Origin of the sequence: Actinosynnema sp. NPDC053489 (genome assembly GCF_044544865.1) — a bacterium.
In the GTDB taxonomy this organism is placed as follows: domain Bacteria; phylum Actinomycetota; class Actinomycetes; order Mycobacteriales; family Pseudonocardiaceae; genus Actinosynnema.
In genome coordinates this window covers 418,989-444,915 of sequence record NZ_JBITXT010000001.1, presented here as the reverse complement: position 1 = coordinate 444,915, position 25,927 = coordinate 418,989, and the positions used below count along the sequence as shown (strand labels likewise).

The window sequence follows — 25,927 nt, the reverse complement described above, 5'->3', positions numbered from 1 at the left end:
GCCTCGCCGCCCACCTGCTCCGCCAGGTCGCGCACGAGGGCGGTCGGGAGCAGCGGGGCGGGGGTCGTGGCCGCCGTCCGGTGCGGGGGCACGGCCTGCCGCCGACGGGGGAGCACCCGGCCTACCCGCTGATCCGGTGCGACCGCAGGTAGGCCAGGACCGCCAGGACCCGGCGGTGGTGGACGGACGGGTCGCCGGAGATGTCCAGCTTGGTGAAGATCGACGCGGTGTGCTTCTCCACCGCCTTGACCGAGACGAACATCTCGGCGGCGATGGCGTTGTTCGTGCGCCCCTCCGCCATCAGCCGCAGCACGTCGGCCTCGCGCTCGGTGAGCGCGTCGAGCGGGTCGTCCTCGCGCCCCACCCGGCCGCGCACCAACCGCTTGGCCAGCACCGGCTCGATGACGATCTCGCCCGCCACGACGCGGTCCAGCGTGTCGCTCAGCACCCGCACGCCCGCGACCTGCTCCTTCAGCCGGTAGCCGATGCGCTCGGTGCCGATCTCCAGCACCCGCATCAGGTAGTGGGTCTCGGCGTGGTGCGACAGCAGCAGCAGCCCGGTCTCCGGCCACGTCGCCCGGATGCGCTCGGCGGTCACCAGCCCGCCGTCGGGTTCGGGCGGCATCCGGATGTCGAGCACCGCGACGTCGACGGGCTCGCCCGCCAGCAGCGCCAGCAGGCGGTCGCCGTCGGGCACGCACCCCACGACTTCGTGCCCGGCGGCCTCCAGCAGCAGCACCAGGCCCTCGCGGAACAGGGCGCCGTCCTCGGCGATGGCTACGCGCACCGGATCACCGCCCAGTGCCGCAGCGGGCGCCGACCGGCCACGGTGATCAGCACCCGGACCAGCCGGGCGCCGCCGCGCACCCGCACCGACACCACCGCGCCCGGCCACAGCGAGCGCAGGTGGTCGGCGACGAGCAGGCACGTGCGGCGGTGGTCCGCCGGGGCGAGGCCGGCGACGTCCACGGTGAGGGCGAGGTCGAGCCGGTCGGCCACGGCGCGCAGCGCGGGCTCCAGGCCCGCCCCGGCCAGCAGCGGTGGGTGCAGCGCCTCCCCCACCGCCCTCAGGTCTTCCAGGACGAGTCGCACGGTGTCCTGGGCCGAGTCCAGGCGCTGCCGCCCGACCGGGTCGGTGACCGCCGTGGCGGCCAGGCCCAGTTCGAGGGCGAGCGCGGACACGCGCAGCGCGGGTCCGTCGTGCAAGGTGTGCTCCAGTTCGCAGCGCAGGTCGGCGGTGGCCCGGTCGGGCGCGCGCAGCCGGTGGGCGGGCACGCCGAGCAGCGACAGGAGTACACCGATGCGTCCGGGCACGGCGCCAGGATCGGCCGGCGGAGTCGTTCGGGCAATGTGGGCTTCCCTAATGGACGGTAGGGATGTCCCTACCCCCCTCCGGCGGGCTTGGATGATCGCCGAGCACCCTCGAACATGCGCGGAAGGGTCGTCCAGTGCACTACGCGATCGGTGTCGACCTCGGCACCAGTTTCACCGCGGCGGCGGTGTCCGGACCGACGGGCACGCGCATGGTCCACCTCGGTCCCGAGGTGGTCACGCCCTCGGCGGTGTTCGTCACCCCGAGCGGCGGCACCCTCAGCGGCGACACGGCGGTCGTGGCGGGCCGCACGGAGCCGACCCGGCTCAGCCGCGGCTTCAAGCGCCGGTTGGGCGACCCGACGCCGCTGGTCATCGGGGGTGCGGCGTTCTCGGCCACCGCCCTGCTGGCCGCGCAGCTGCGCGACGTGCTGGCCGCGGTGCGGGCCGCGGAGGGCGCGCCGCCGAACCAGGTCGTGCTGACCTGCCCCGCCGTGTGGGGTCCCTACCGGCGGGAGCACTTCGCCGAGGTGCCGGTCCTGGCGGGCGTGCGGGACGCGCGGGTGGTGACCGAGCCGGAGGCCGCGGCCATGCACTACGCGGTGGAACGGCGGCTGGGGGACGGCGAGCTGATCGCCGTCTACGACCTCGGCGGCGGCACGTTCGACACCACGGTCCTGCGGGCGCGCCCCGGCGGCATGGAGATCCTCGGCACCCCGGAGGGCGTCGAGCGGCTGGGCGGGATGGACTTCGACGACGCCCTGCTCAGCGAGGTGGACGCCAGGCTCGACGGGGCGGTGGGCGCCCTGGACCCCGCCGACCCCCGCGACTCGGCGGCGCTGGGCGAGATCCGGGCGCTGTGCGTGCGCGCCAAGGAGGAGCTGTCCACCGAGCCGTCCGTGACGATCCGGGTCCCGCTGCCCGGCGGGGTGCGGGAGGTGGAGGTGACGCGGCTGGAGTTCAACGACATGATCCGGCCCGCCGTGGCGCTGACCACCGAGGCCATGCAGCGCACGATCGCCTCGGCCGGGCTGCGCCCGCAGGACCTGTCCGCCGTGCTGCTCGCGGGTGGCTCGTCGCGCATCCCGCTGGTGCCGCAGATGGTGTCGGCGGCCTTCGGCAGGCCGGTCCGGGTCGGCCTGCACCCGAAGCTCACCGTGGCCCTGGGCGCGGCGGCGATGGCGGGCGAGGCCGTCACCGCGCCCCGACCCGCGGCACCCCGGCCCGCCCCCGCGCCGCACCCCGTTCCCGCGCTGCCGGTGGCCCCCGCCCGCCGGCGGCCCCGGTGGCTGGTGCCCGCCGCCGCTGCCGCGGTGGCCGTGGCGGCGGCGGCCACCGCGGTCGCCCTGGTGCCGAACGACAACGGGACCACGTCCGCGGCCGGCGCACCGGCCTCCACGACCGACGCGGCGGCGGCGCCGGGGACGCGCCGCATGGCCGGCACCGAGACCCGGATCTTCGACGGCCGGGACGTGCCGCCCTTCACGAGCGTCATCTCGTCGGACCAGGACTGGAGCGGCACCCGCATCGGCCCCGGCCGCACCGCGTCGCACCCGGCGGTCTCGGTGGTCCCCGGCGACCTGGGCGGTGAGCAGGGCCTGGCCGTGAAGTGGAGCGGTGCCGGCGCGGGTCAGCTGTCCTTCCAGGACCCGGACAACAAGCTGGACCTGACCGCCGTGGTCGAGGCGCGCGGCGCGGTGGTGTTCGACGTCGTCGTGCGCGTTGCGCCCGCTGCGGCCGTGACCGTGGGCGCGCACTGCACCTACCCGTGCGCGGGCGAGGTCGACGCGACCCGAGTGCTGCGCGCCCTGCCCGTGGGGCGGAGGTCGACCGTGCGGATACCGCTGGCGTGCTTCGTCGACGCGGGCCTGGACCCCACCAAGGTCGACACGCTCCTGCTGCTGCGCACCGAGGGCCGGTTCGAGGCGGACTTCGGCATGATCCGCTGGATACCCCGCGAGGCCGACAGCCCCCAGGCCACCCGCTGCGACGACCTCCAGTGACCCGCGCCCCGGCCGGTGCCGCCGTGCGCTGAGGTGGGCGCGGGCCGTCCGGGGTGGGGATTCCCCCACCCCGCGCGGGAGGGCACCTCCACCGGATCTTCGGGACACCCCCGCCCGGTGTGGGGACAGACCCAACGCCCCAGCCCTCCCCGAGAGGACATCCTCCACCCACAAGGGAAGCACCCGGTGGGAGGAAGCCAGGATGTCCGGTTTCGAGAGCATCGTGCAGGACCACGGCACCGCGCTGCTCGCCTACGCCACGCGCCTGTGCCGCGGTGACCGCCACCGCGCCGAGGACGTCGTCCAGGAGACCTGGATGCGCGCCTGGCGCAACCTCGACCGCCTCACCGAGGACCGGGGTTCGGTGCGCGGCTGGCTGTTCCGCGTGGCGCACAACGTGGCCGTCGACCAGCACCGCCACCGCCAGGCCCGCCCGGCCGAGGTCGAACTGCCCGACACCGACCCGACGCTCGTCCCGGAGCCCGACGACCAGGTGCTCCAGCGCATCGTCGTGGGTGCCGCCCTGTCCGCGCTGCCCGCCCGGCACCGCGCCACCCTCGTCCACGTCTACTTCGCCGACCGCACCGCCGCCGCGACCGCCCGGGCGCTCGACATCCCGCTCGGCACGGTCAAGAGCCGGCTGCACAACGCCCTGCGCACCCTGCGCTCGTCCGACTTCCGCGACGACCTCGCCGCGTGAACAACCGTCCACACAGGTCTTCTTGACGAACTCCACGCGGGAAACCATTACGATTCAACAAGTTCACCGCACAGGAGTGACCTCCGCCACGCGGATGTGCTTGAGTCGGGCCATGACTTACGACCTGAGCGGCCGCACGGCCGTGGTGACGGGAGCCGCGAGCGGTATCGGCGCGGAAATCGCCCTGCTCTTGGCGCGTTCGGGCGCCGCGGTCGCCCTGGTGGCCAGACGCGCGGACCGCATCACCGACCTGGCAGGCAGGATCACCGCCGAGGGCGGCACGGCGGTCGCCGTGCCCGCCGACGTGACCGGCGACCCGACCGACCTGGTCGACGCGGTGCACGCCGGGGTGGGCCGGGTCGACCTGGTGGTGAACAACGCGGGCGTGCTGGTGCAGGGCCCCTTCGCCGAGAGCGACCCGCGCGACTGGGACCGCATGGTCGACACCAACCTCAAGGGCGTGCTCGCGGTGTCGCGCGCGTTCACCCCCGACCTCGTCGCCGCGGGCGCCGAGGGCGTCGCCGACCTGGTGAACATCTCCTCGGCGGGCGCGCACTCCGTGCACCCCGGGTTCGGCGTCTACACCGCCACGAAGGCCGCCGTGTCCCACCTGTCGGCCGGGCTGCGCACCGAGCTGGGGCCGCTGGGCGTGCGGGTGACGGCCGTCGAACCCGGCCTGGTCGCCACGGAGCTGCTCAGCGAGTACACCGGCAACCCGGACGTACCCGCCGAGGCGCTGGCCACGCACGTGCCGTGCCTGCTGCCGGCCGACGTGGCCGACCTGGTCGCCTACGCGACCAGCAGGCCCGGGCACGTCAACTTCAAGCAGCTGCTCGTCCTGTCGACGCGGCAGCCCACCTGATCCCGGCGAGGGCAGCGAACGCGGGGGTATCGGGCAGACCCGTTGCCGACCGCTCCGCCACGCGGACAGGATGATCGTGTCCACATCGGACCTGTCAACCAGATCCCGGGAGTTCCTGACATGACCTTGGTGAAGCGGATCGCGTCGGTCGTGGCGGCGATCGCGATCGCCGCCGTCGCGCCCCTGGGCGTGACCGGCACCGCGCAGGCGGCGACGACGACCTTCAAGCTGTGCAACTACGGCTCGGATTACTACGTGGACGCGGTCTTCCCCGACCGCGGCGGCAAGTCGACCTACGTCGTCACACCCCAGGGGTGCCTCGAGGTCTTGGCCTCGACCAACGAGCGGTTCTACCTCCACGTCACGGGTGTCCGGACCTTCCGGACCACCAGGATCACCCCCCTCGACCGGACGTACAGCTCGGGCCGCACGCTGGTGCAGACCTGGGCCAGTCTCTCCACCTTCACCTACGGGAAGCTCCCGTACTGACGTCCCGACCGGCGGCCTCGCCGGGCGCCACGTCCGCGACGGTGACGTAGCGCCCGGCCAGGTGGTCGGCGGAACCGGTGGCGATGCGGACCAGCGCGCGGGTGGCGTCCTCGACCGGGGTGAAGCCGCCCTCCTCCCGGGCCTTGAGGGTGAAGTCGAGGATCTTGTCGGCCCACGGGTCGCCGACGTGGCCGCGGTCGAGGTGGGCGCGGGTGATGCCGGTGTCGAGCAGGCCCGGGTCGAACGCGATCGCGGTGACGCCCGTGCCGCGCAGCTCGCCGTCGAGGTTGGTGGTGTAGGAGATGAGCGCGGCCTTGGACACGGCGTACGCGCCGGCGTGCGGCCAGCGGCGCTTGCCCGCCTTGCTGACGACGGTGATCACCCTCCCGTGGCCGGCGTCGACCATGCCGGGCACCACGGTCCGCACGGCGGTGTGCGCGCCGCGCAGGTTCACCTCCTGAGCGCGCCACCAGTCGTCCGCATCAACCGTCCACATCGGACCTATCGGCCCGGGGACGCCCGCGTTGGCCACCAGGACGTCGGCCGGGCCGAGGGCGAGGACGGGATCGGTCACGTCGGCCACCGCGACCTCGACCCGGCCCCGCGCGTCGGCCGCCAGCTCGGCGGTCTCCTCCAACGCCGTGCGGTCGCGCCCCACGGCGAGCACCGACATCCCGGCCCCGGCCAGCGCGAGGACGAACTCCCGCCCCAGACCGCGCCCGCCGCCCGTGACGACCACGCGCAGCGCGGGCGGTCGCACGGGCTTGCCGGTGGCGGAGCGGGGGATCTCGCGGACCCGCTCCACGAGCCGGACCCGCTTGTGCGGGGGCACCGCGGCGGCGACGAAGGCGGCGAGGTCGTCCAGCGGCACCTCCTGGTCCACCACGACGTACGCCTTGGGCAGTTCACCGGCCACCGGGTCGGGTTCGCCGACGACCAGCGCGGCCCGCACGGCGGGGTGGCCGGTCAGCACGTCCTCCAGCTCGGCGGGCGAGATCCGGTGCCCCTTGTACTTGATCATCGACTTGAGCCGGCCGGTGATCCGCAGCCGCCCCGCGTCGGGCGCGGCCAGGTCGCCGGTGCGGAACCAGCCCTGCTCGTCGCACAGCGGCACGACCTCGCCGGTGTCCGGCGCGAGGTGGCCCGCCGCGACCTGCGGGCCGCGCAACCACAGCTCCCCCGGCTCCCCGTAGGGCACGTCCCGGCAGGTCTCCGGGTCGACGAACCGGGCTTCGGTGCCGGGCAGCACCACGCCGACCGTGCCGGCCGGGCCGTGATCGCCGTCGGGGGTGAAGGAGACGCACCCGGCCTCCGTCATGCCGAACCCCTGGATCACCGGCAGGCCGTACGCCCGGGTGAACGCCGTCGCGGCGGCCGTCGGCAGAGGTGCGCCGCCGGAGACGACCGCGCGCAGGTCGGGCAGCGGTGGCGGGTCCGGCAGCGCACCGAGTTCCGCGACCGCGCTCGGCACCAGGTAGGCGACCCCGATCCGTTCGGCGGCCAGCAGCCCGGCGAACGCGGCGACGGCGAACCGGGCGTACCCGATCACGAGAGGGCTGCCGGCGCGCAGGGCCGCGTTCATGGCCATCTGCATCCCGTAGACGTGCCGCAACGGTCCCACGGCGACGACCGGTTCACCCTCGCGCAGCCGGTGCACCCGGTCGATCTGCGCCAACCCGACCACGAGGTTGCGGTGGGTCACCACCACCGTCTTCGGCTCCCCCAGCGTGCCGCTGGACGACATGAGCACCGCGGTCCGGTCGCCGCCTGCCGGCTCGGGCACGGTGCGGCGCGGTCCGGCGACGACCTCGTCCCACCCGGCCCCGCTCCCGTTCGGTCCGATGTGGACCACCTGACCCGCCGGGAGCGGCAGGTCCGGCCACAGCACCGCCTCCGCGACGGCGAACCGGGCCCCGCGACGGGTGACCTCGGCGGCCCAGTCCCCCTCGCGGGCACGCGGCTCCAGCGGCAGCACGACCCCGCCCGCCGCCAGCACGCCGTGGTAGGCGATGACGAACTCGGCGCTGTTCTCCACCAGCACGGCCACCACGTCGTCCTCGTGGAGGCCGCTGTCGCGCAGGTGCGCGGCCAGGTTCGCCACCGCCGTGACCAGCTCGGCGTACGACCACCGCCGCCGGTGGCCCCGGGAGTGGTCGACCAGCGCGGTCCGGCCGTCGGCCGCCGGTGGGCGGCGGGGCAGGACCCAGGCCGTCAGCGCGGTGTCGGCCGGGTCGAGGGAGGGGATCGTCATCGAAGGGCTCCGTGGTCAGGGGCGGACGAGCACCTTGGTGGCCGAGCGGTCCGCCATGGCCCGGTAGCCCGAGGCCACGTCGTCCAGGGACACCGCGAGGTCGAACACCGGCGAGGGGTCGAGCGCGCCGGAGAGCACCTGGTCCACCAGCGCGGGCAGGTAGGCGCGCGACGGGGCGAGGCCGCCGGCGACCCGGATGTTGCGCAGGAAGCACAGCATCGCGTTCACCCCGCCGTGCGGGCCGCCGACCAGGGCCAGCGCCCCGCCGTCGGCCACGACCGCCATCGCGGTGTCCAACGCGGCCTGCTCCCCCACCGCGTCCACCACCAGGTCGACGCCGACGCCGCCGGTGGCCTCCGCGATGGCGGCGTGGGCCTCCTCCCCACGGGTCGTCACCAGGTCGGTGGCACCGAACGCCTTGCCGATCTCCAGCCGGCGGGGGTGGCGGCCCAGCAGGAACACCCGCTCGGCCCCGGCGCGGTGGGCGGCCAGCACCGCGCACAGCCCGACCGCGCCGTCGCCGACCACGGCGACCGCCGCGCCGCGGTGCAGCCCGGCCGAGGCGATGGCGTGCGTGCCGGTCGCCATGACGTCGGCCAGGGCCAGCAGGGCGGGGACGCGCTCGTCGTCGGGGGACGCCCGCACCGGCACCAGCGTGGTGTCGGCGAACGGCACCCGCACCGCCTCGGCCTGCCCGCCGCCCGCGTCGACCCCGAACATGCCGCCCGAGCGGCACGAGCTGGGGACGCCCCGCCCGCACGGCCCGCACACGCCGTCGGAGAACATGAACGGCGAGACGACCAGGTCGCCCCGGCGCAGCGTCCGCACGTCGGTCCCCGTCTCGGTGACCACGCCGACGAACTCGTGCCCGCAGCGCGGCCCCTGCACCGGGCCGGGCTGACCGGCGTACCCGCGCAGGTCGGTGCCGCAGATGCCCGCGGCGACCACTCGCACGACCGCGTCGGTCGGGGTCTCCACGGCGGCGTCGGGCACGGTGTCGACGCCGAGGTCTCCGGCTCCTCGGAGGATGGCGGCTCTCATCGGTGTTCCTCCTCGTTCGGTCAGTGCTTCTTGCGGGCGATGGTGAGGCCGTCGGAGACGGTCAGCAGGACGGACTCCACGCGGTCGTCGGCCAGCACGTGGGCGTTGAAGTCGCGGATGGCCTTGGCGTTGCCGGTGGCGTCGGGGGACGCGGCTTCGCCGGCGTAGAGCACGTTGTCGGCGAGCAGCAGGCCGCCGGGGCGCACGCGCGGCACCAGCAGCTCCCAGTACTCGACGTAGCCGGCCTTGTCGGCGTCGAGGAACACCAGGTCGACCACGGGTTCGTCGGGGATGCGGCGCAGGGTGTCGGCGGCCGGCCCGAGTTCCACCCGGATGCGGTCGGCGACCCCGGCGGCCTCCCACGCCCGGCGGGCGATGCCGGTCCACTCGGCGGACAGGTCGCAGGTGAGGACCTGGCCGCCGGGCAGCAGGCCCTGGGCCAGCGCCAGGGTCGAGTAGCCGGTGAAGGTGCCGACCTCCACGATGGTCTGGGCGTTGACGGTGCGGGCGAGCAGGGTCAGCAGCGCGCCCTGGGCGGACGGGATCTGCATCTCCGCCACGCCGCCGAGCGCGCGGGTGCGCTCGACGAGGTCGCGCTGGACGTCGGAGAGCACCACCTGGTCCTGGACGTAGGTGAGCACCTCGTCGGTGAGCGCCACCGACTTCGGGGCGTCGGTGAGGGTCATGGGGTGTCCCTTCGTGGTGCCGGGCGGGCGAGGTCGCGCAGGCGTTCGAGGTGGGTGGGCAGGGCGGCCTGGAGGGCGTTGACCCGGTCGTCGCCGTAGTCGACGTCCGCGGGGCGCACGGCGAGGTCGGCCAGGGCCAGGCCGACGCGTTCGGCGGTCTGGCCCTCGAACCCGGCCGCGCACACCGGGGCGCGGTCGATGAGGAAGAACTCGTCGAAGCGGTCGCGGTCGGCCTCGGTGACGGCCCCGGCGTGGCCGCCGGACTCGCGCAGCAGCGACTTGCCCGCGGGGACGAGCCGCCTGCCGACCCCCATGTGGACGTAGCCGTTGAACTTCAGCGCCTGCTTGAGCCGGGTGCCCGCGTGGGGGCGGAACCGCGCCACCAGGGCGGTGACGTGCTCGTGGTCGCGGGCCCACGTGCCGCTGAACGCGGGGTGCCGGGCCTTCATGCGGGCCCGGATGACGGCGGCGTAGGTCTCCGGCGAGCAGCTCCCGGAGTAGAGCAGGAGGGCCGAGTACGCGTCGAACAGCTCGGCGACGGCCGTGCCGGCCCCGGGTGCGCCGGCCAGGGCGTCGGTGAGCCGTTCGACCATGAGCCGCCACGCGCAGACCGCGGCGTGGTGGCCGACGATCCAGCGGTACCAACCGATCGTGCCGTCCCGGTCCACCTCGGGCCACCGGCGCGGCACGTCCGGCGGGCGGGTCGGGTCGGCGTGGGCGACGCAGGACGGGTCGGCGCAGTCGTCGCCGGAGGTGAAGGGCGCGTCCGGCCACGGCAGGCGCAGCAGGGCGGGCTCGGCGAACGGGTCGGGACCGGGAGCGGTGCCGGCGTCGGCCGGCCGCACTTCCGCGACGGGAGTGCTCATTCAGCACCTCCCGTCACGGCACCGACGAACCGGTCCAGGGCGTCGGCGGCGGCGCGGATGTCGGCGTCCAGCGGCCGGTCCCGGTCGACCGGCTCGACCACCTCGGCCAGCGCCCCGACCAGCTCGGCGCAGCGGGGCGCGGTCGCCCCGCCCGGGCGCAGGTGGGCGGCCTGCCGCAGGGCCACGCCCAGGCAGCCGTGCAGCACCCGCAGTTGCCGGGCCTGCCGCAGCGCGGTGATCGCCGCCTGCGTGCCGAACGGGATGACGTCCTGGTTGTGCAGGTTGGTCGGGATGCTCTGGGTGCTCGCCGGGACGCACGCCCGCCGCATCGCCACCACCACCGACGTGGCGACGACCTGGAGCCCCTGCACGCCGTGCTGCTCGCCCGCGTGCGGGGTGAGCATCGCCGGCAGGCCGGCGTTGCGGTTCGGGTCGATGAGCAGGTCGAGCTGGCGCTCGGCGAGGTTGCCGGTCTGGGTCAGCGCCATCGACAGCGTGTCGGAGGCGAACGCGGCGGGCTGGCCGAAGAAGTTGCCCCCGTGCGCGGTCAGGTCCTCGTCGGCGAAGAACAGCGGGTTGTCGCTGACCCCGTCCAGGTCGTGCCGGACGGTCCGCTCCGCCCAGTCCAGCGCGGAGCCCGCCGCGCCGAGCAGCTGCGGCGCGCACCGCACGCTGTAGGGCTCCTGGAGGGACCGCTTGCCGGTGGGGACCGTGCCCTCCAGCCAGTGCGCCAGCCGCCGCCCGGCCCACGCCGTCTCCGGGTGCCCGAACGCGGAGAGCAGGTGCGGCGACAGGAACGCGGGCGCCGCGCCCAGCAGGTCGGTGAGCAGGGCGCTCAGCGCGAGCGCGACCTCGTGCGAGCGGCGGGCCGACGCCACCGCCAGCCCGGCCGCCGCCGTGGTCACCGACGTGCCGTTGACCAGCGACAACGCGTCCCGGCCGGTCAGCGCCAACGGCGTGAGGCCGGCCAGCGCCAACGCCTCGGCCGCCGGCATCCGCACGCCGTCGAAATAGGCGTGCCCGACACCGCGCAGCGCCTGCACGACGTGCGCCAGCGGCACCAGGTCGCCGCTGGCGCCCACGGAGCCGAACTCCGGCACGGCGGGCGTGAACGAGGTGGCCAGCATGTCCCGCAACCCGCGGAACACCGCGGGCGAGACGCCGGACAGGCCGTGCGACAGCGACCGGAACCGCACCAGCACGGCCGCGCGCACGACCTCGACGGGCAGGTCGGGGCCTTGGCCGGCGGTCAGGTGCTGCAACGCGTTGTCGCACTGGTCCTCGTCGTCGGCGCGGCCGTCGAAGACGACCAGGGGACCGAATCCGGTCGTCGCCCCGTAGACCGGCCGGCCGTCGGCGAGGCACCGGTCCACGAAGGCGCGGCCCCGCGCCACCCGGCGTTCGGTCTCCTCGGTGACGACGACGTCCACCGGTCGGGCGGCGGCCTCGAGCGAGGCGGGGGTCAGGGGGTCGGTCGAGGAAAGCGTGAAAACGGCAGGGACCAGTGTCATGGGGACGTCCTCGAACGGTGAGTGAGGAGCGGAGAATGTTCACCACAGCGGCGGAGGAATGCGGTCGCGGCGAAGGCTAACACCCGGACAGCGACCCGAAAAGAAGGCGAAAAGATAGCTGCGACACACAGCAGAAGCAGTTGATCAGTCAGTGACCTGCGACGATGCGCCCGACTTCACCACGATGAACACTTCCGGAAACGGCCCGGCAAAAACCACCTAGGCCACCCCCGGACACCCGGTGATGAAGGTTTTTCCGAACGCCACACGAATGTTATCCGCGATTCACGCCTCCTTCGCCGGCCGGGGCGGCGGTGCGCGCGGTGCGCCCGTTCGCCACTGGGTCAGCATGGGGCTGCACGGGGTAGGTCGAGCCCTGTTGGTGCCCTCGCAGGGCCGTTCGGGCAAGGTGCTTTGTCAGACCGGGCAACGCGAAGGGCCGGAGGGAACGCCGACGAGCGGTGCCCGGGGCGGCAGGGCCCCGGGCACCGCTCGTCGGCGTCGGACGTCAGATGACGTAGAAGCTCGGGCCGGGGACGCCGTGGACCTCCGCACCGCGCGAGCTGTTGTAGATGGACGAGCCCAGGTAGCGGCTCCCGCTGTAGACGTCGAAGCGCTCGTTGGTCCCGTTGCCACCGATCGAGGCCGTGGCGCACGTGACGTAGTTCGGCCTCTTGGCCGGGGTGAAGGACAGGCCACCGCGACCGGGGAACTGCACGGTGATGAAGAAGTCCTTGCCGGTGCAGACCGTGATCTTGCCGGGCGTCGCCGCCTGGGCCTGCCCGGCGCCGAGCACCGAGAGCGCCAGCCCCGTGGCGGCGGCCAGACCCGCCAGCGCGACGCGGCGCGACTTCGACTTGCGCATTGCTCCTCCGATTCTCGTGCTTGTCAACCCGGTCACGGCGGGAGCGCCGCACCGGACACCTCCGGTCGACCACCGGCCGACCACGAAGACCGACTCACCGTGGCCACCGCACTGCGCCGACACCGCCCTGCGCCGACACCGCGGTGCGCGACACCGCGAACGTGCCGCACGACGCCCACGAGCGGTCCACGCCTCGCGGTTCTCGATCACCAGGACGTGCGGACCCAGGGCGCACGCGGCCACGAGTGCGCTGTCCACACCGGACTGCTCGCAGGCCGGCCGCCGCACCGGCTCCGCCCACGTCGACGTGGTGACCCGATCGCCCTCGACGCCGGGGCAACCGCAGCACCCTGGTGCCCGAGGGCGGGGTCACCGGCAGGATCGGCGTCTCGAACTGGCGCAACGACTGCGGCATCCCGCGGGCTCCCGGATCGGTGGTCGGGTTCGCCGACACGCTATGCGCACACCGGGACGCGGACGGGCAGCGCGAAGGCTGTTTGCCCTTCAGGACAACAGGTGCTGCCTGTCCGTCGACGTCCGACCGGACCGCCGGCGGCCCGGGATCACCACTTGACCCCGAGCCCGGCCAGCGCCGTGACGGGTTCGGCCACCGGTGGCGCCGGGGAGGGGAACAGCCCGGGCGCCCACCGGTACGGCAGCGCGACGACACCCGGCTTGACGAGGCGGAGGCCCGCGAACATGTCGACGACGTCGGCGTGACCGCGCGGGTGCGCCGAACCGCCCGGCCCGGCGACGAGGCGCGCGACCTCGCACGCGTCCGCCCCGGTGCGGCGAGGGGCCAGGTGCGTGATCGCGGCGGCGCTGCCGCCGACCAGCGGGGCGCAGTACCGGGGCACGACCGACCACGGGTCCGACCGCGGCGGCAGGAGGTGCAGCAGGCCCACCGCCAGCACGCCCACCGGCTCGTCGAGGTCGAGCCACCCGTTCACCGCGCACGCGGCCAGCACGTCGTGGGCGTCGGCGGCGTCGGCGCACAGGAAGTGGCCGCGCCGCCCGGTGTCGCGCACCAGCGAACGCCCGGCCCGCACCACCTCCGGGTCCGAGTCGACGTGCACGACCCGCCCGTCCACGCCCAGGTAGGTGAGCGTGTCGTGCGGGCCGCCCTCGGTGGGCAGGCCCGAGCCGAGGTCGAGGAACTGCCGGATGCCCCGGTCCAGCATGAAGATCGTCGCCCTGGTCAGGAACTCGCGCTCGTGCCGCCGCAACCGGCGCACCTCCTCGGCCGCGGTCGGGTGCGGCGGCGCGAACCGACCGGAGGGCGGAACGGCGGCGTGGTCGGGCGGCGCGATCATCCGGTCCCCTCCGTCGAGGACCGGCGGCCCGGTCCGTGACTGACCAGGGAACCCCACGACGCCCGCGCGGGAGGGTCGTTCCGGCTGTCCGTGCCCCTTTTGACCGTCAAGTGTGCACACCGCGGGCAGACCGTCCGTCGACAGAGGACCCCGAGCGGCGGTGTGATCGTTTCTACACGTCAACCCTTGCTCAAGACGGTTGCGGGATCGAGCGCGTTCCTTGGTGTACTGCCGCAACATCCCCGGCACCGGAGACACCATGCACCCGATCCTCCTGCTCAGCCCGGACCCCGCGACCGCGAGGGGGGTGGCCACCGCGTTGGCCGGGCGGTTCCCGGTCCACCGGGTGGACACCGTCGCCCACGCGCGCCACGCGCTGGCCGGCGACCCCTCCCTCCAGGCCGTCGTCCTCGCGCTCGCGCCGGCCCCGCCGCGGTTCGTGCTGGGCCAGGTGTCCTCCTTCGCGGCCGGGAGCGGCAGGCCGGTGATCGTGGTGGCGGACCGGCGGACCGGACCGGCGGTCGAGGAGCTGTTCGCCGCGGGTGCCGCCGAGTGCCTGGCCGACGACGCGCCGGCGGCCGAGGTGGCGGCCCGGCTGGCGGCGATCGTCCGGCGGGCGCGGTGGTCGACGGCGCGCACCGCCGCACCCGTCACCCCCGCCGAGGGGGACGACCTGGTCGTCGGCGGCCTGGTGCTGGACACCGGCACGCGGACCGCGACCGTCGACCACCGGCCGGTGCACCTGTCCAACCGGGAGTTCGACCTGCTGGTCCACCTCGCCCGACGCCCCGGCGAGGTCGTCGGCAGGCGGGAGCTGCTCGACGCGCTGTGGGGCGGGCACGGGACCTGCCGGGTGGTGAACGCGTGCGTGACCCGCCTGCGCCGGCGGCTGGAGGAGTCGGCCGGTGCGGGCGGCTACCTCCAGGCCGTGTTCGGGGTGGGGGTCAAGCTGGCCGCACCCCTGCCGCGATCGCGCGCGCTCACCGGCTCCGGCACGCACCGGGCCGACCCGGTGCCACCGGCGATCCCGGACCAGGCGCGCCGGTGGCCGCCGTCGTGCTGACGCCGCGCCGCCGCGGGACTTCAAGCGAACCTCAAGGACCGGAAGTCGAGGGCAGACCTGGGGAGCCCGCAGGGCATCCGGGCCGTTTCCCGCGTCGTGCCGTGTTCTCCTGCGGAGCCCGCGGTCCCGAGCGGGGTCGGGACCGGTACGCGAACAGGGAGGAAGACGAGTGACAACTGTGGTCGAGGCCCCGGGGTCGACGGGGGGACGGGAGACGCGCACGCTCCCGCCCGACCTCCGCCGGGCGCTGGTCCGGCTCGCGCGCACGCCGCACCTGCTGGTCGCCTGCGACTTCGACGGGACGCTGGCCCCGATCGCGCAGGTGCCGCAGGACGCACGACCGGACAGCAGCGCCGTCGCGGCCCTGCGCTCGCTGGCGGCGCTGCACGAGACGACCACCGCGGTGGTCTCGGGACGTGCGCTGCGCGACCTGGCGACGCTGTCGCGCCTGCCGTCGGAGGTGCACCTGGTGGGTTCGCACGGCTCCGAGTTCGACGTCGGTTTCGTGCACGCCCTGGCGCCGCAGGCGCGGGTGCTGCTGGAGGCCCTGGGCGAGGAGCTGTCGGCGCTGATCACCCGTGCCCCCGGCGCGCTGCTGGAGGTGAAGCCGGCGAGCGTCGCGGTGCACCACCGGCGGTGCGAGGCGGGCACGGCGCAGGCGTTGGTCGACGACATCCGGCTCGGCCCGGCCACGTGGCACGGCGTCCACGTGACCGAGGGCAAGGCGGTGGTCGAGTTGGCGGTGGTGCAGACGGACAAGGGCCATGCCCTGGACGTGCTGCGGCACCGCGCGTCGGCGACCGCGGCGGTGTTCGTGGGCGACGACGTGACCGACGAGAAGGCGTTCGCCCGGTTGTCGGGTCCGGACGTGGGCATCAAGGTCGGTGACGGCGAGTCGCTGGCCGAGTTCCACGTCACCGACACGCTGGACGTGGCCACGGTGCTGGCGTTCCTGCTGGAGGAGCGCCGCGCCTGGTTGCACGGTGACCAGGCGGTGCCGATCGAGCGGTTGACCATGCTGGCCAACGAGCGGTCGGTGGCGTTGTTGACCCCCGATGCGCGGGTGAACTGGTTGTGCCACCCGGAGCCGGACTCGGCGGCGGTGTTCGCCGACCTGCTGGGCGGTCCGTCGGCGGGTCACTTCTCGATCAAGCCGGAGCACGGGTCGCTGCCGTTGGGGCAGCGGTACGTGCCGGGCACGATGATCGTGGAGACGCGCTGGTCGCGGTTGTTGGTGACCGACTACCTCGACCACGACGTGCCCGGGCACCGCACCGACCTGGTGCGGCGGATCTCCGGGTCGACCAACGCGGTGATCACCTTCGCGCCGCGGCCGGAGTTCGGGCAGGTGCCGGTGCGGCTGCTGCGCGAGCGCGACGGCCTGCGCGTGGTGGGCACCTCCGAGCCGATGGTGCTGCGCTCGCCGGGTGTGGACTGGCAGATCACCAGCGACGGCATCCAGGAGACCGCCACCGCCGTGGTGCGGCCCCGTGAGGGCGCGCCGATCCTGCTGGAGCTGCGCTGCGGCACCGACGACCTCTCCGACACCTCCGTCGCCGAGCCGGAGCGGTGTGCCCGGGCGGCTGCGTTCTGGTCCGACTGGGCGGCCACGCTCGACCTGCCGGCCGTGGAACCCGAACTGGTGCTGCGGTCGGCGCTGACCCTGAAGGGCCTGGTGCACCACGACACCGGTGCGATCATGGCCGCCGCGACCACCTCGCTGCCCGAGGAGCTGGGCGGCATCCGCAACTGGGACTACCGCTACTGCTGGCTGCGCGACGCCGCCCTGACCGCCCAGGCCCTGGTCTCGGTCGGGTCCCTGGCGGAAGCCGACGGATTCCTGCGCTGGCTGCACGGCGTGCTGGCCACCATCCCCGGACCCGAGCGCCTGCACCCCCTCTACACGCTCCAGGGCACCGCCCTCGGTGCCGAGGCCGTCATCGACACCCTGCCGGGCTACGCGGGCTCCCGACCCGTCCGGGTGGGCAACCTGGCCAACCAGCAGGTCCAGCTCGACGTGTTCGGGCCGGTCGTGGACCTCGTCGCCCACCTGGCCGCCGCGCGCGGCGAGCTGACCGACCCGGACTGGCACGTGGTGCGGTCGATGGTCGAGGCGGTGGCCCGCCGCTGGCACGAGCCCGACCACGGCATCTGGGAGGAGCGGCACGCACCCCGCCACCACGTCTACTCCAAGGTCATGTGCTGGGTCACCGTCGACCGCGCGCTCGCACTCGCCCAGGACCACGGGCGCGAGGTCGACCCGGCGTGGCCGGTGCTGCGCGACACCATCGCCACCGACGTGCTCGAGCACGGCTGGAGCGAGGAGGCGCAGTCCTTCACCACCGCCTACGACGGCGACGACCTCGACGCCGCCTCCCTGCACGTCGGCCTCTCCGGACTCATCGACCCCACCGACGACCGCTTCCAGGCCACCGTCACCGCCATCGAGGCCGAACTGCGCTCCGGCTCCACCGTCTACCGCTACCGCCGCGACGACGGCCTGCCCGGCGACGAAGGCGGCTTCCACCTCTGCGCCGCCTGGATGATCGAGGCCTACCTCCTCACCGGCCGCCGCACCGAAGCCGAAGAACTGTTCACCCAGATGGTCGACGCCGCCGGCCCCACCGGCCTGCTCCCCGAGGAGTACGACCCCATCGCCGAACGCTCCCTCGGCAACCACCCCCAGGCCTACAGCCACCTGGGCCTCATCCGCTGCGCCCAACTGCTGTCCGCCCAACCGCACCGGGAGTAGCCACCGCGCCGGGCCCTCCGGTCCTCGGCGGACCGGAGGGCCCGGCGGTTACCACGGGATGACGGAGGTGTCCGAGTCCCTGGTCGCGTGGTCGTGCAACCGGTCCAGCAGCTCGGTCAGCCAGGCGATCGTGACCGCCGTGCGCTCCGCGACCTCGGGTTCGCCCGCGTCGCGGACCACGGCCATCGCGGCGGTGATGTCGCGCCCCGCTTTGATCCACGCCACGGCCTGGGCCGCGTCGTCCAGCAGCACGATGACGCCGCCCGCCGGTGGCAGCGTCGCCTGCAGCACGTCCAGGTGGTCCGCCAGGGTGCGCAGGCACTCGGGCTCCCACCACAGCAGCTCGTGGTCGTCGGCGTCGGCCCCGAGGTGGCGGTGCAGCACGGCCAGCAGCCGCTCGTCCTCGACGACCGCGGGCGGCAGGGACAGCCCGAGCCGCACGCCGAGGACCTCGACGGGCTCGTGGGTGGCCAACCGCCACTCGACCAGGCGCTTGAAGAGGGTCGCGTAGTCCCGGAGCGCAGCGATCTCCTCCGGCTCGAACACCCCGACGACCAGCTCGTCACCCACGCGGTCCCAGCAGATCACCCTTGCCTCCCGGCGGTGCGCACCCGGCCTCCACGGCCAGTGGACCACCTGCCGGGTGTCCCGTCCGGTCCTCGCGGGAGCTGAGGCACCGTCGGACAGCCGACCGTGCCCGTTCGTCCAACGGGTCCCGGTCACCGCCCCGCGATGCCCAGCGCCTCCTCCAGCTCGCGGCGCCGAGCGACCATCCCCGGCGCGTCGAACCGGTCGCACAGCGCGTAGGCGCGGACGCGGTACTCGTTGGTCTCGGCGGATCGGCCGTGCTCCTCGCACAGCGACGCCGCCGAGAGCAGCAGGCGCATCTCCAGGTTCGGTGACAGCGGTCCCCCGAGTGCGGTGGTGAACTGCGCGTGCGCCGCGTCGAACTCGCCCATCCGGCCGAGCAGCTCGCCGCGCATGACGTTGACGTTGGCCAGCCCGGTGCGCGCGGCGTTCGCGGTGAAGCAGGCGTCGGCCTCGGCGAAGGCCTCCAGCGCCTCCTCGTGCCGACCGCACGGGGACAGCGACTCCCCCAGCCGCATCAGCATCACGCCGAGGCTGTTGTCGGTCGCGGGGCCCTCGATCCCCTGCCACCGCCGGTACCGCTGGATCGCCCGCCGCTGGGCCCCGACCGCCTCCTCGAACCGGCCGGCCCGGTGGAGGGCCTTGCCGAGCGCGGACCACGCCAGGTGCTCCCCGAGGGGGTAGCCGGCTTCCTCGAACAGCCGGACGGACTCCTCGGCGAAGTCGACGGCCGCGGTGGGGCTGCCGAAGACCACCTCGATCCCGCCCCGGTAGTACAGCGCCCACGCCTGCTCGACCAGGTTGCCCGCCTCGGTCGCGACCCGCAGGGCCCGCCGGTGCGCCTCCAGGGCGTCCTGCGGACGTCCCAGGAGGATGTAGTGCGTCCAGCAGAGGAAGTTCAGCTGGGCCGCCTCGTCGTCGGCGGCGCCCAGCGCCCGCGCGGCGTCCGCGCCCGCGGTGAAGACCTCCAGCCACAGGGAGCCGTCGCCCTGGTGGTCGGAGTACCAGTGCATCGCCGTGGCCAGGTCGAGGACCTGGCGGTGCTGCCCGTCCCGCACGAGCAGGCGCAGCGCCCCGAGCCAGTTGGCCTGCTCGTCCAGCAGCCAGGCGGTGGCCGCGGCGAGGTCCGGGAACAGCGCCCGGACCTCGTCCGGTGGTTCGTGGCCGGGGGTGAAGCACCGGGCCGCCGCGGTCGCGGTCGCGGCCGGCCAGTCCCGCGCGCGCAGGCGGGCGGCCTGCACCGCCTCGGGCCGCTCGTCGCGCTCCAGCCGTTCCGCGGCGAACAGCCGGAGCAGGTCGTGCACGGTGTAGCGACCGGGTTTCGCACTCACGCCGAGCAGGCTGGCGTCGGTGAGCTGCTCCAGGACCGCCTCGGTGTCGTCCGGCGGGAGCCCGGCGACGACCGCCGCGGTCCCGACGCCGACGTCGGCGCTGGGCAGCAGCGACAGGCGGCGGAACACCGCCCTGGCGCGGTCGTCGAGCACCCGGTAGGACAGCTCGAACGCGGCACGCACCTGCACGTCGCCCGCGCTGAGCGCGGACAGCCGGTGCCGCTCGTCGGCGAGCTGGTCGGCCAGCCGCGCCACCGGCCACCCGGGTCGACCGGCCAGCCGGTCGCCGGAGATGCGCAGCGCCAGCGGCACGCCACCGCACAGGCGGACCACCCGTGCCGTCTCCTCCGGTTCGGCGGCGACCCGGTCGCGGCCCACGATCGTGCCGAGCAGGTCGACGGCGTCGGGCTCGGGCAGCAGGCCCAGTTCGAGCCGGCTCGTCGCGTGCAGGCCGACGAGCAGGTTGCGGCTGCTGATGAGCACCATCGAGCCGGGTCCGGTGACCAGCAGCGGGCGCACCTGCGCCTCGTCCAGCGGGTTGTCCAGGATGAGCAGCACCGAGCGGTCGCGCAGCACCGACCGGTACAGGGCCAGCCGGTGGCCGCTGTCGGCCGGGACGTCGGCGGGCCGCACGCCGCACGCCCGCAGCAGCCGGCGCACCGCCTGGTCGGGGTCGAGCCGGTCGGCCCGCGTGCCCCGCAGGTCGAGGAACAGGCAGCCGTCGGCGAACCGGCCGCCCAGCTCGTGCCCGGCGCTCACCACGAGGGACGTCTTGCCGACGCCCGGCGGGCCGTGGACCACCGTGACGTGCGGCGTGGGCGAGGACGCCGCCTCCTCGGCCTGGTCGGCCAGCAGGCGCAGCTCCGACCGCCTGCCGGTCAGGTCGGGCAGCGCCGGGGGCAGCTCGCGCGGCACCTCGGGCTGCTCGTCGCCGGGCGGGGCGGGCCGCTCGGCCTTGGCGAGCAGGTCGCCGGTCTCCTCCTCGGTCAACCCGAGCCCCTCGGCGAGCAGCAGCACCGTGCTCCGCCGGGGGCTGGTCGCCCGGCCGCGCTCCGCGTCGCGGATCGCCCGGACGCTCACCCCGGTCCGCTCGGCCAGCTCGTCCTGGGTGAGCGACGCCCGCAACCGGTAGAACCTCAGGAAGTCGCCGAACGACGTCGCGACGGCCACGAGAGCCCACCTCCTCCACGCCCACCCGAGGGGTGGACCTCCCACTCGGCTCCCCCGGCGGTCCGTTCGGGCGAACGGGAGTCAGCAGGGTAGAGCACGACCTGTCACCAGCGGCACGCGCCCGGCGCGGGGGAACGATCGCGAGCGATCCGCACAAGGGTCTTTCGGGCACCTCCCGGTGCCCGGAAGGGCAGGAGGCCCGCCCCGGGTCGCGGAGCGGGCCTCCCGATCGTGAGCGGCACCGGGGGTCCCCGTGGCCGCTACTTGGTGGAGCCGGCGAGCACCCCTTGGACGAAGTACTTCTGGAACGCCAGGAACACCGCCAGCGGCACCGCCATGGACAGGAACGCCCCGGTGGACAGCAGGTCGATGTTCGCGCCGAACTGCCGCAACTGCGCCCGCAGGGCGACGGTGATCGGCGCCGAGTCCTGGTCGGCGAACACCAGGGCCACGAGCAGGTCGTTCCAGACCCAGAGGAACTGGAAGATCGTCAGCGACGCGAGCGCGGGCTTGGCGATGGGCAGGACGACCCGCTTGAACACCACCCACTCGGTCGCCCCGTCCATCCGCGCCGCCTCCACCAGGTTCACCGGGATGCCGGTGAAGAAGTTGCGCAGCAGGAACACCGCGAACGGCAGGCCGAAGGCGACGTGGAACAGCACCACGCCGGTGATCGTGCCGAACAGGCCGAGCGCGCCGAACAGCTTCGCCACCGGGATCAGCGCCACCTGGATCGGCATCACCAGCAGGCCGACCACCACGACGGTGAGCCAGTCGCGACCGGGGAAGTCGATCCACGCCAGGGCGTAGGCGGCGAGCGCGGAGATCACCACCACCAGCACCGTGGAGGGCACCGCGATGAGGACGGTGTTGAGGAACGACCGCCAGATCGTGGTGTTGCCCGCCAGGTCGGCGTAGTTGCCCAGGGTCAGCTCGGCGGGCTTGGTGAAGACCGTCCACCAGCCGCCCGCGCTGTTGGCCCGCTCGTCCCGCAGCGAGGCGACCAGCAGGCCGAACACCGGCATGAGCCAGAACAGCGCCACCAGCGCGAGGCCGACCTGCACCGCGCCGTTGCCGAGCGCGGCGACGAGCCGGGTGAGCGGACCGCGCCGCGGCGAGCCGGTCACCGGCACCTCGACGACGCGGACCTCACGGGTCCCCCGTGACACCACCGCAGTCATGACCGCTCCCGTCGGAACTTGCGGACGTTGTACACCATCGCCGGGGCGACCAGCAGGAACAGCACGATCGCCAGCGCGCTGCCGACGCCCTGGTCGCCACCCGAGCCGAACGACACCTGCCACATCTGCAGGGCCAGCACGTTGGCCTCCTCCTGCACCGAGCCGGGCGCGATGACGAACACCAGCTCGAAGATCTTCAGCACGTTGATGACCAGCGTGACGAAGACGGTGAGCAGCACCGGGGCGAGCAGGGGCACGGTGACCCGCTTGAACACCTGCCACTCGGTGGCCCCGTCGACCCGGGCCGCCTCTAGCGCGTCGCGCGGGATCGCGGACAGGCCGGCGGCGATGAACGTGATGGCGAACCCGGTCATGATCCAGATCCAGGCCGAGATGATCACCGGGGTGACCAGGGTCGGCCCGAGCCAGGTCAGGCCGCGGAACGGCGGGGTGAAGTTGTCGGCCGGCAGCCGCACCGAGTACTCCCCCGGCCCCAGGCCGACGAAGGTGAAGCGGCCGTCGTCCCCGGTCGTCGCCGTCGCCACGACCGCGCCGTCCCGCACGGCCCGCACCTCGACACCGGGCAGACCGCGTTCGGCGGGGTCGATCCGACCGGCCCGGCCGCCCTGCGACACGTCGAGCCACACCGCGCCCCGCACCTCGCCTGCGCCGGGTGTCGGCGGCGGTACGGGACGCGCTTCGGCGGGCACCTGCTGCGGTGCGTAACCGACCAGCGGCAGCAGCACCACGTCCCCGGGTGACACCGGGTCCGCGCCGACGTAGCCGTCCTCGGTGGCCGTGAAACCGTCGCGCGGCCGGGCGCCGGGGTACGGCGAGGGCGACGCGAACGCGTCGTGCACGCCGACCGCGGCGGCGTTGACCACGCCCCGCGCCGGGTCCTCCTCGTAGACCAGGCGGAAGATGATCCCGGAGGCGAACAGCGAGATCGCCATGGGCATGAACAGGACCAGCCGGAACGCGGTGGCCCACCGGATGCGCTCGGTCAGCACCCCGAAGACCAGCCCGAGGCAGGTCACCGCCGCCGGGGCGACGACCACCCAGATCACGTTGTTGCGGAACGCGACCAGCGTGCGGGGGTCGGTGAACGCCTCGACGTAGTTGTCCACGCCGACGAACCGGTCACCGCCCGCGTCGAAGAAGCTGCGGAACAGGGAGTAGACCAGCGGGTAGACGACCAGCGCGCCGAGCAGCAGCACGGCGGGCAGGAGGAACAGCGCGGCCTTGCCGGGGGATCGCCCCGGCTCGGCCGTGCGGACCCCACCGGGCACGCGGCGGACCCGCGGCGCGCGGGTCACGGCGCGTACGCCTTGGCGGCGTCGGCTTCGAGCCGCTGCACGGTCTCGTCGAGCTTGGTCGGGTCGGCGAGGAAGTCCTGGAGGGCCTTCCACATGCCCGCGCCCTTCGTGCCGCCGAACGCGGCCGGTGCGAGGTCGGAGAGGTCGAAGCGCACGTTGTCGCCGGCGTCCACGATCTGCCCGGCCAGCTCGCGGGTGACGTCGTCGGGGTAGGTGCCCGGCGCGATGTCCTTGTTGGCCGACAGGTAGCCGCCCTCGGCCGCCCACACCGCACCGGCCTCGGGCGAGGCCAGGAACTCCATCAGCTCCTTGGTGACCTGGTCGTCCTTGAACTGCACGGCCATGTCACCGCCGGCGACGACGGCGGGCGCGCTGCCCCTCACCGAGGGGAACGGGAAGAACACCGCGTCCTCGCCGACGGCGGCGTCCGTGCTGGAGCTGATCACGCCGGAGACGAAGTCGCCCTCGAACACCATCGCGGCCCTGCCCGGTGAGCCGAAGACGGTGGTGACCGACTTCGGGAACTCGGTCTGCAACGCGCCCGCCGGACCGCCCTCGACCAACCGCTGATCGCCGAAGAGCTTCGCCAGCTCCTCCAGCGCCACCCGCACCGACGGGTCGGTCCACGGGATCTCGTGCTTGGCCAGCTTGTCGTAGTCGGCGGCGCCGGCCGTGCGCAGGTAGACGTTCTCGAACCAGTCGGTGAGCGTCCAGCCGTCGGCGCCGGCGATCGACACGGCGGGCTTGCCGGCGTCGGCGAGCGCGCGGCCCACGCTCAGGAACTCGTCCCACGTGCCCGGGGCGTCGACCGGGAGGGCGGCGTCCTGGAACGCCTTCGGGCTGTACCAGACGGTGGACTTGTTGGCGGCCTTGAAGTAGACGCCGTAGAGCTTGCCGTCGACGCTGCCCAGCGTCTCCCAGACCGGCGCGTAGTGCTCCGCGACGGCCCGCTGGACCTCGCCGTCGACCGGCTTGATCGCGCCGGACCTGGCGAGCTGGGCGGCGAACCCGGGCTGCGCGACCAGCGCGACGCTCGGCGGCGTGCCGCCGGAGACCCTGGTCTGCACGACGGTCGGCAGCTCGTCGCCCGCGGGGGTGTAGGTGACCTTCGCGCCGGTCTTGTCGCTGAAGGCGGCGAGCACCTTCTCGAAGCGGGCCTGCTCCTCGCCCGACCAGGTGCCGACGACCTCGGCGGTCCGGCCCTCCAGGGCGCCGGAGCCCCCGGTCGACGTGCCGCTGCCGCAGGCGCTCAGCGCGCAGGCGACGGCGAGCGCGCCCGCGATGGCGGTGGTGGTCCTCATCGGTTCTCCTCGTTCCAGACAGCGGCACCGGTGGCCGGGTCGAAGAAGTGCAGGCGGGACGTGTCGACCCAGGTGGCGACGCGTTGTCCCTCGTAGATCCGCGAGCGCGGGCTGAAGCGGCCGACCAGCACGGTGCCCTTGGCGGGCGACGGCACGTCGTCCGCGCCGGAGTCCTCGGCCAGCGCGCGGGTGTCCTCGGTGTCGGCGGGGTCGGCGTCCACCGGGAAGTGCACGAGCACGTCGGAGCCCATCGCCTCGACCAGGTCGGCGACCGAGTGCAGCAGCGAGCCCTCGGAGTGCTCGACCAGCTCGGCGTCCTCCATGTCCTCCGGGCGGATGCCGAGCACGACGTCCCGGCCCACGTACCCGGCCAGCGCGGGCCGCTCGCGCAGCACCGACTCCGGCAGCAGCAGCGCGTCCGACCCGAGCGTCACCCAGTGCTGCCCCTGGTCGTCCACGTCGAGCCGCGCGGTCAGCAGGTTCATGCCCGGGGAGCCGATGAAGCCCGCGACGAACAGGTTCACCGGCCGGTCGTACAGCTCCTGGGGCGGGCCGACCTGCTGGAGCACGCCGCGCTTCATCACCGCGACGCGGTCGCCCAGCGTCATCGCCTCGGTCTGGTCGTGGGTCACGTAGACGGTCGTGACGCCGAGGTCGCGCTGCATCCGGGCGATCTGGGCGCGCATCTGCACCCGCAGCTTGGCGTCCAGGTTGGACAGCGGCTCGTCCATCAGGAACACCTGCGGCGCGCGCACCATCGCCCGGCCCATCGCCACCCGCTGCCGCTGCCCGCCGGAGAGGTTGCGGGGCTTGCGGTCGAGGTGGTCGGCCAGCTCCAGCACCTCGGCCACCCGCCGGACCCGCGCCTCGATCTCCTGCTTGGGCATCTTGCGCAGGGTGAGCCCGAAGGCGATGTTGTCGAACACGTTCAGGTGCGGGTACAGGGCGTAGGACTGGAAGACCATCGCCACGTCCCGGTCGCGCGACGGCACGTCGTTCACGACGCGGTCGCCGATCCGGATGGTGCCCTCGCTGATGCTCTCCAGACCCGCCACCATCCGCAGCGCGGTCGTCTTCCCGCACCCCGAGGGACCCACCAGGACGAGGAACTCCCCGTCGTGGATGTCCAGGTCGAGGTTCGTGACGGCACGCGTGCCGTCGCCGTAAGCCTTGCCGAGCCCGGCAAGCACCAGTTCTGCCACACCAACTCCACGACTGTGTGAAACCAGGGGCACCGCGAACGCGGTGTGGCGCAGAACGTAGGCCCCGCCGCCCTAACTGGGCCCTAAGGAGTGAGAACGATCGTCATAAGGTCTGCGGGGGAAGA

The 25,927-nt window shown here is 74.1% G+C and carries 21 protein-coding genes; 6 read left to right on the top strand and 15 right to left on the bottom strand.

The window, feature by feature from the left end; translation table 11 throughout:
* Nucleotides 1–121: 121 nt before the first annotated feature.
* Entirely contained in the window at nt 122–787 is a 666-nt protein-coding gene (locus tag ACIGNX_RS01730; RefSeq protein WP_396535188.1) for a response regulator transcription factor, read from the bottom strand.
* Nucleotides 778–1,314: a histidine kinase gene (locus tag ACIGNX_RS01725; RefSeq protein ID WP_396535186.1), complete on the bottom strand. Its 537-nt coding sequence runs from the start codon at nt 1,312–1,314 to the stop codon at nt 778–780. The genes ACIGNX_RS01730 and ACIGNX_RS01725 overlap by 10 nt, the downstream gene beginning before the upstream one ends.
* Nucleotides 1,315–1,448: 134 nt before the next feature.
* On the opposite strand from ACIGNX_RS01725, the gene ACIGNX_RS01720 reads away from it, so the two are divergent.
* From ACIGNX_RS01720 to ACIGNX_RS01705, 4 genes are all read left to right on the top strand, one after another.
* Nucleotides 1,449–3,314, top strand: coding sequence for an Hsp70 family protein (locus ACIGNX_RS01720; RefSeq protein ID WP_396535184.1), 1,866 nt, complete (start codon nt 1,449–1,451; stop codon nt 3,312–3,314).
* A gap of 202 nt (nt 3,315–3,516) precedes the next feature.
* Nucleotides 3,517–4,014, top strand: a complete 498-nt coding sequence (locus tag ACIGNX_RS01715; protein ID WP_396535182.1) for a sigma-70 family RNA polymerase sigma factor — start codon at nt 3,517–3,519, stop codon at nt 4,012–4,014.
* 112 nt (nt 4,015–4,126) lie between these two features.
* The gene (locus ACIGNX_RS01710; RefSeq protein WP_396535180.1) at nt 4,127–4,876 is read left to right on the top strand and encodes an SDR family oxidoreductase; all 750 of its coding nucleotides are present in this window, start codon (nt 4,127–4,129) and stop codon (nt 4,874–4,876) included.
* 120 nt (nt 4,877–4,996) lie between these two features.
* Complete coding sequence (locus ACIGNX_RS01705) at nt 4,997–5,365, top strand: hypothetical protein (RefSeq protein ID WP_396535178.1); 369 nt, start codon at nt 4,997–4,999, stop codon at nt 5,363–5,365.
* Here ACIGNX_RS01705 and ACIGNX_RS01700 read toward each other — a convergent pair.
* The 7 genes from ACIGNX_RS01700 to ACIGNX_RS01670 form a co-directional block, all read right to left on the bottom strand.
* Nucleotides 5,340–7,616, bottom strand: a complete 2,277-nt coding sequence (locus ACIGNX_RS01700; protein WP_396535176.1) for an SDR family NAD(P)-dependent oxidoreductase — start codon at nt 7,614–7,616, stop codon at nt 5,340–5,342. The genes ACIGNX_RS01705 and ACIGNX_RS01700 overlap by 26 nt on opposite strands.
* 15 nt (nt 7,617–7,631) lie before the next feature.
* Entirely contained in the window at nt 7,632–8,657 is a 1,026-nt protein-coding gene (locus tag ACIGNX_RS01695) for a zinc-binding dehydrogenase (RefSeq protein WP_396535174.1), read from the bottom strand.
* 20 nt (nt 8,658–8,677) lie between these two features.
* Nucleotides 8,678–9,343: an O-methyltransferase gene (locus ACIGNX_RS01690; protein ID WP_396535172.1), complete on the bottom strand. Its 666-nt coding sequence runs from the start codon at nt 9,341–9,343 to the stop codon at nt 8,678–8,680.
* Entirely contained in the window at nt 9,340–10,209 is an 870-nt protein-coding gene (locus tag ACIGNX_RS01685; protein WP_396535170.1) for an L-tyrosine 3-hydroxylase, read from the bottom strand. The genes ACIGNX_RS01690 and ACIGNX_RS01685 overlap by 4 nt, the downstream gene beginning before the upstream one ends.
* Nucleotides 10,206–11,720 carry a histidine ammonia-lyase gene (hutH, locus tag ACIGNX_RS01680; protein ID WP_396535168.1) on the bottom strand — a complete coding sequence of 505 codons (1,515 nt, stop codon included), beginning with the start codon at nt 11,718–11,720 and terminating at the stop codon, nt 10,206–10,208. Before hutH ends, ACIGNX_RS01685 begins: the two co-directional genes overlap by 4 nt.
* 508 nt (nt 11,721–12,228) lie before the next feature.
* Complete coding sequence (locus ACIGNX_RS01675) at nt 12,229–12,585, bottom strand: hypothetical protein (protein WP_396535166.1); 357 nt, start codon at nt 12,583–12,585, stop codon at nt 12,229–12,231.
* 563 nt (nt 12,586–13,148) lie between these two features.
* The gene (locus ACIGNX_RS01670) at nt 13,149–13,898 is read right to left on the bottom strand and encodes an SAM-dependent methyltransferase (protein WP_396535164.1); all 750 of its coding nucleotides are present in this window, start codon (nt 13,896–13,898) and stop codon (nt 13,149–13,151) included.
* Between the two features lie 259 nt (nt 13,899–14,157).
* On the opposite strand from ACIGNX_RS01670, the gene ACIGNX_RS01665 reads away from it, so the two are divergent.
* Entirely contained in the window at nt 14,158–14,961 is an 804-nt protein-coding gene (locus tag ACIGNX_RS01665) for a winged-helix domain-containing protein (RefSeq protein ID WP_396535162.1), read from the top strand.
* A gap of 169 nt (nt 14,962–15,130) precedes the next feature.
* Entirely contained in the window at nt 15,131–17,713 is a 2,583-nt protein-coding gene (gene otsB, locus ACIGNX_RS01660; protein ID WP_396535160.1) for a trehalose-phosphatase, read from the top strand.
* Between the two features lie 48 nt (nt 17,714–17,761).
* Here the strand turns inward: otsB and ACIGNX_RS01655 are convergent, their stop codons facing one another.
* From ACIGNX_RS01655 to ACIGNX_RS01630, 6 genes are all read right to left on the bottom strand, one after another.
* A complete protein-coding gene (locus ACIGNX_RS01655) occupies nt 17,762–18,301 on the bottom strand; it encodes a hypothetical protein (RefSeq protein ID WP_396535158.1) in 540 nt (179 codons plus the stop codon).
* A gap of 131 nt (nt 18,302–18,432) precedes the next feature.
* On the bottom strand, nt 18,433–20,802 hold the full coding sequence (locus tag ACIGNX_RS01650; protein WP_396535156.1) for an ATP-binding protein: 2,370 nt from the start codon (nt 20,800–20,802) through the stop codon (nt 18,433–18,435).
* 260 nt (nt 20,803–21,062) lie between these two features.
* Nucleotides 21,063–21,983, bottom strand: coding sequence for a carbohydrate ABC transporter permease (locus ACIGNX_RS01645; protein WP_396535154.1), 921 nt, complete (start codon nt 21,981–21,983; stop codon nt 21,063–21,065).
* The gene (locus ACIGNX_RS01640; RefSeq protein WP_396535152.1) at nt 21,980–23,299 is read right to left on the bottom strand and encodes an ABC transporter permease subunit; all 1,320 of its coding nucleotides are present in this window, start codon (nt 23,297–23,299) and stop codon (nt 21,980–21,982) included. Before ACIGNX_RS01640 ends, ACIGNX_RS01645 begins: the two co-directional genes overlap by 4 nt.
* Nucleotides 23,296–24,600 carry an ABC transporter substrate-binding protein gene (locus tag ACIGNX_RS01635; RefSeq protein ID WP_396535150.1) on the bottom strand — a complete coding sequence of 435 codons (1,305 nt, stop codon included), beginning with the start codon at nt 24,598–24,600 and terminating at the stop codon, nt 23,296–23,298. Before ACIGNX_RS01635 ends, ACIGNX_RS01640 begins: the two co-directional genes overlap by 4 nt.
* A complete protein-coding gene (locus tag ACIGNX_RS01630) occupies nt 24,597–25,802 on the bottom strand; it encodes an ABC transporter ATP-binding protein (protein WP_396535148.1) in 1,206 nt (401 codons plus the stop codon). The genes ACIGNX_RS01635 and ACIGNX_RS01630 overlap by 4 nt, the downstream gene beginning before the upstream one ends.
* Nucleotides 25,803–25,927 lie beyond the last annotated feature (125 nt).

Bases quoted from the DNA above. Each gene is read 5' to 3' on its own strand.
- ACIGNX_RS01715 (WP_396535182.1), top strand. From the start codon at position 3,517: ATGTCCGGTTTCGAGAGCATCGTGCAGGACCACGGCACCGCGCTGCTC.
- ACIGNX_RS01710 (WP_396535180.1), top strand. From the start codon at position 4,127: ATGACTTACGACCTGAGCGGCCGCACGGCCGTGGTGACGGGAGCCGCG.
- ACIGNX_RS01705 (WP_396535178.1), top strand. From the start codon at position 4,997: ATGACCTTGGTGAAGCGGATCGCGTCGGTCGTGGCGGCGATCGCGATC.
- ACIGNX_RS01700 (WP_396535176.1), bottom strand. From the start codon at position 7,616: ATGACGATCCCCTCCCTCGACCCGGCCGACACCGCGCTGACGGCCTGG.
- ACIGNX_RS01695 (WP_396535174.1), bottom strand. From the start codon at position 8,657: ATGAGAGCCGCCATCCTCCGAGGAGCCGGAGACCTCGGCGTCGACACC.
- ACIGNX_RS01690 (WP_396535172.1), bottom strand. From the start codon at position 9,343: ATGACCCTCACCGACGCCCCGAAGTCGGTGGCGCTCACCGACGAGGTG.
- ACIGNX_RS01685 (WP_396535170.1), bottom strand. From the start codon at position 10,209: ATGAGCACTCCCGTCGCGGAAGTGCGGCCGGCCGACGCCGGCACCGCT.
- hutH (WP_396535168.1), bottom strand. From the start codon at position 11,720: ATGACACTGGTCCCTGCCGTTTTCACGCTTTCCTCGACCGACCCCCTG.
- ACIGNX_RS01675 (WP_396535166.1), bottom strand. From the start codon at position 12,585: ATGCGCAAGTCGAAGTCGCGCCGCGTCGCGCTGGCGGGTCTGGCCGCC.
- ACIGNX_RS01670 (WP_396535164.1), bottom strand. From the start codon at position 13,898: ATGATCGCGCCGCCCGACCACGCCGCCGTTCCGCCCTCCGGTCGGTTC.
- ACIGNX_RS01665 (WP_396535162.1), top strand. From the start codon at position 14,158: ATGCACCCGATCCTCCTGCTCAGCCCGGACCCCGCGACCGCGAGGGGG.
- ACIGNX_RS01645 (WP_396535154.1), bottom strand. From the start codon at position 21,983: ATGACTGCGGTGGTGTCACGGGGGACCCGTGAGGTCCGCGTCGTCGAG.
- ACIGNX_RS01635 (WP_396535150.1), bottom strand. From the start codon at position 24,600: ATGAGGACCACCACCGCCATCGCGGGCGCGCTCGCCGTCGCCTGCGCG.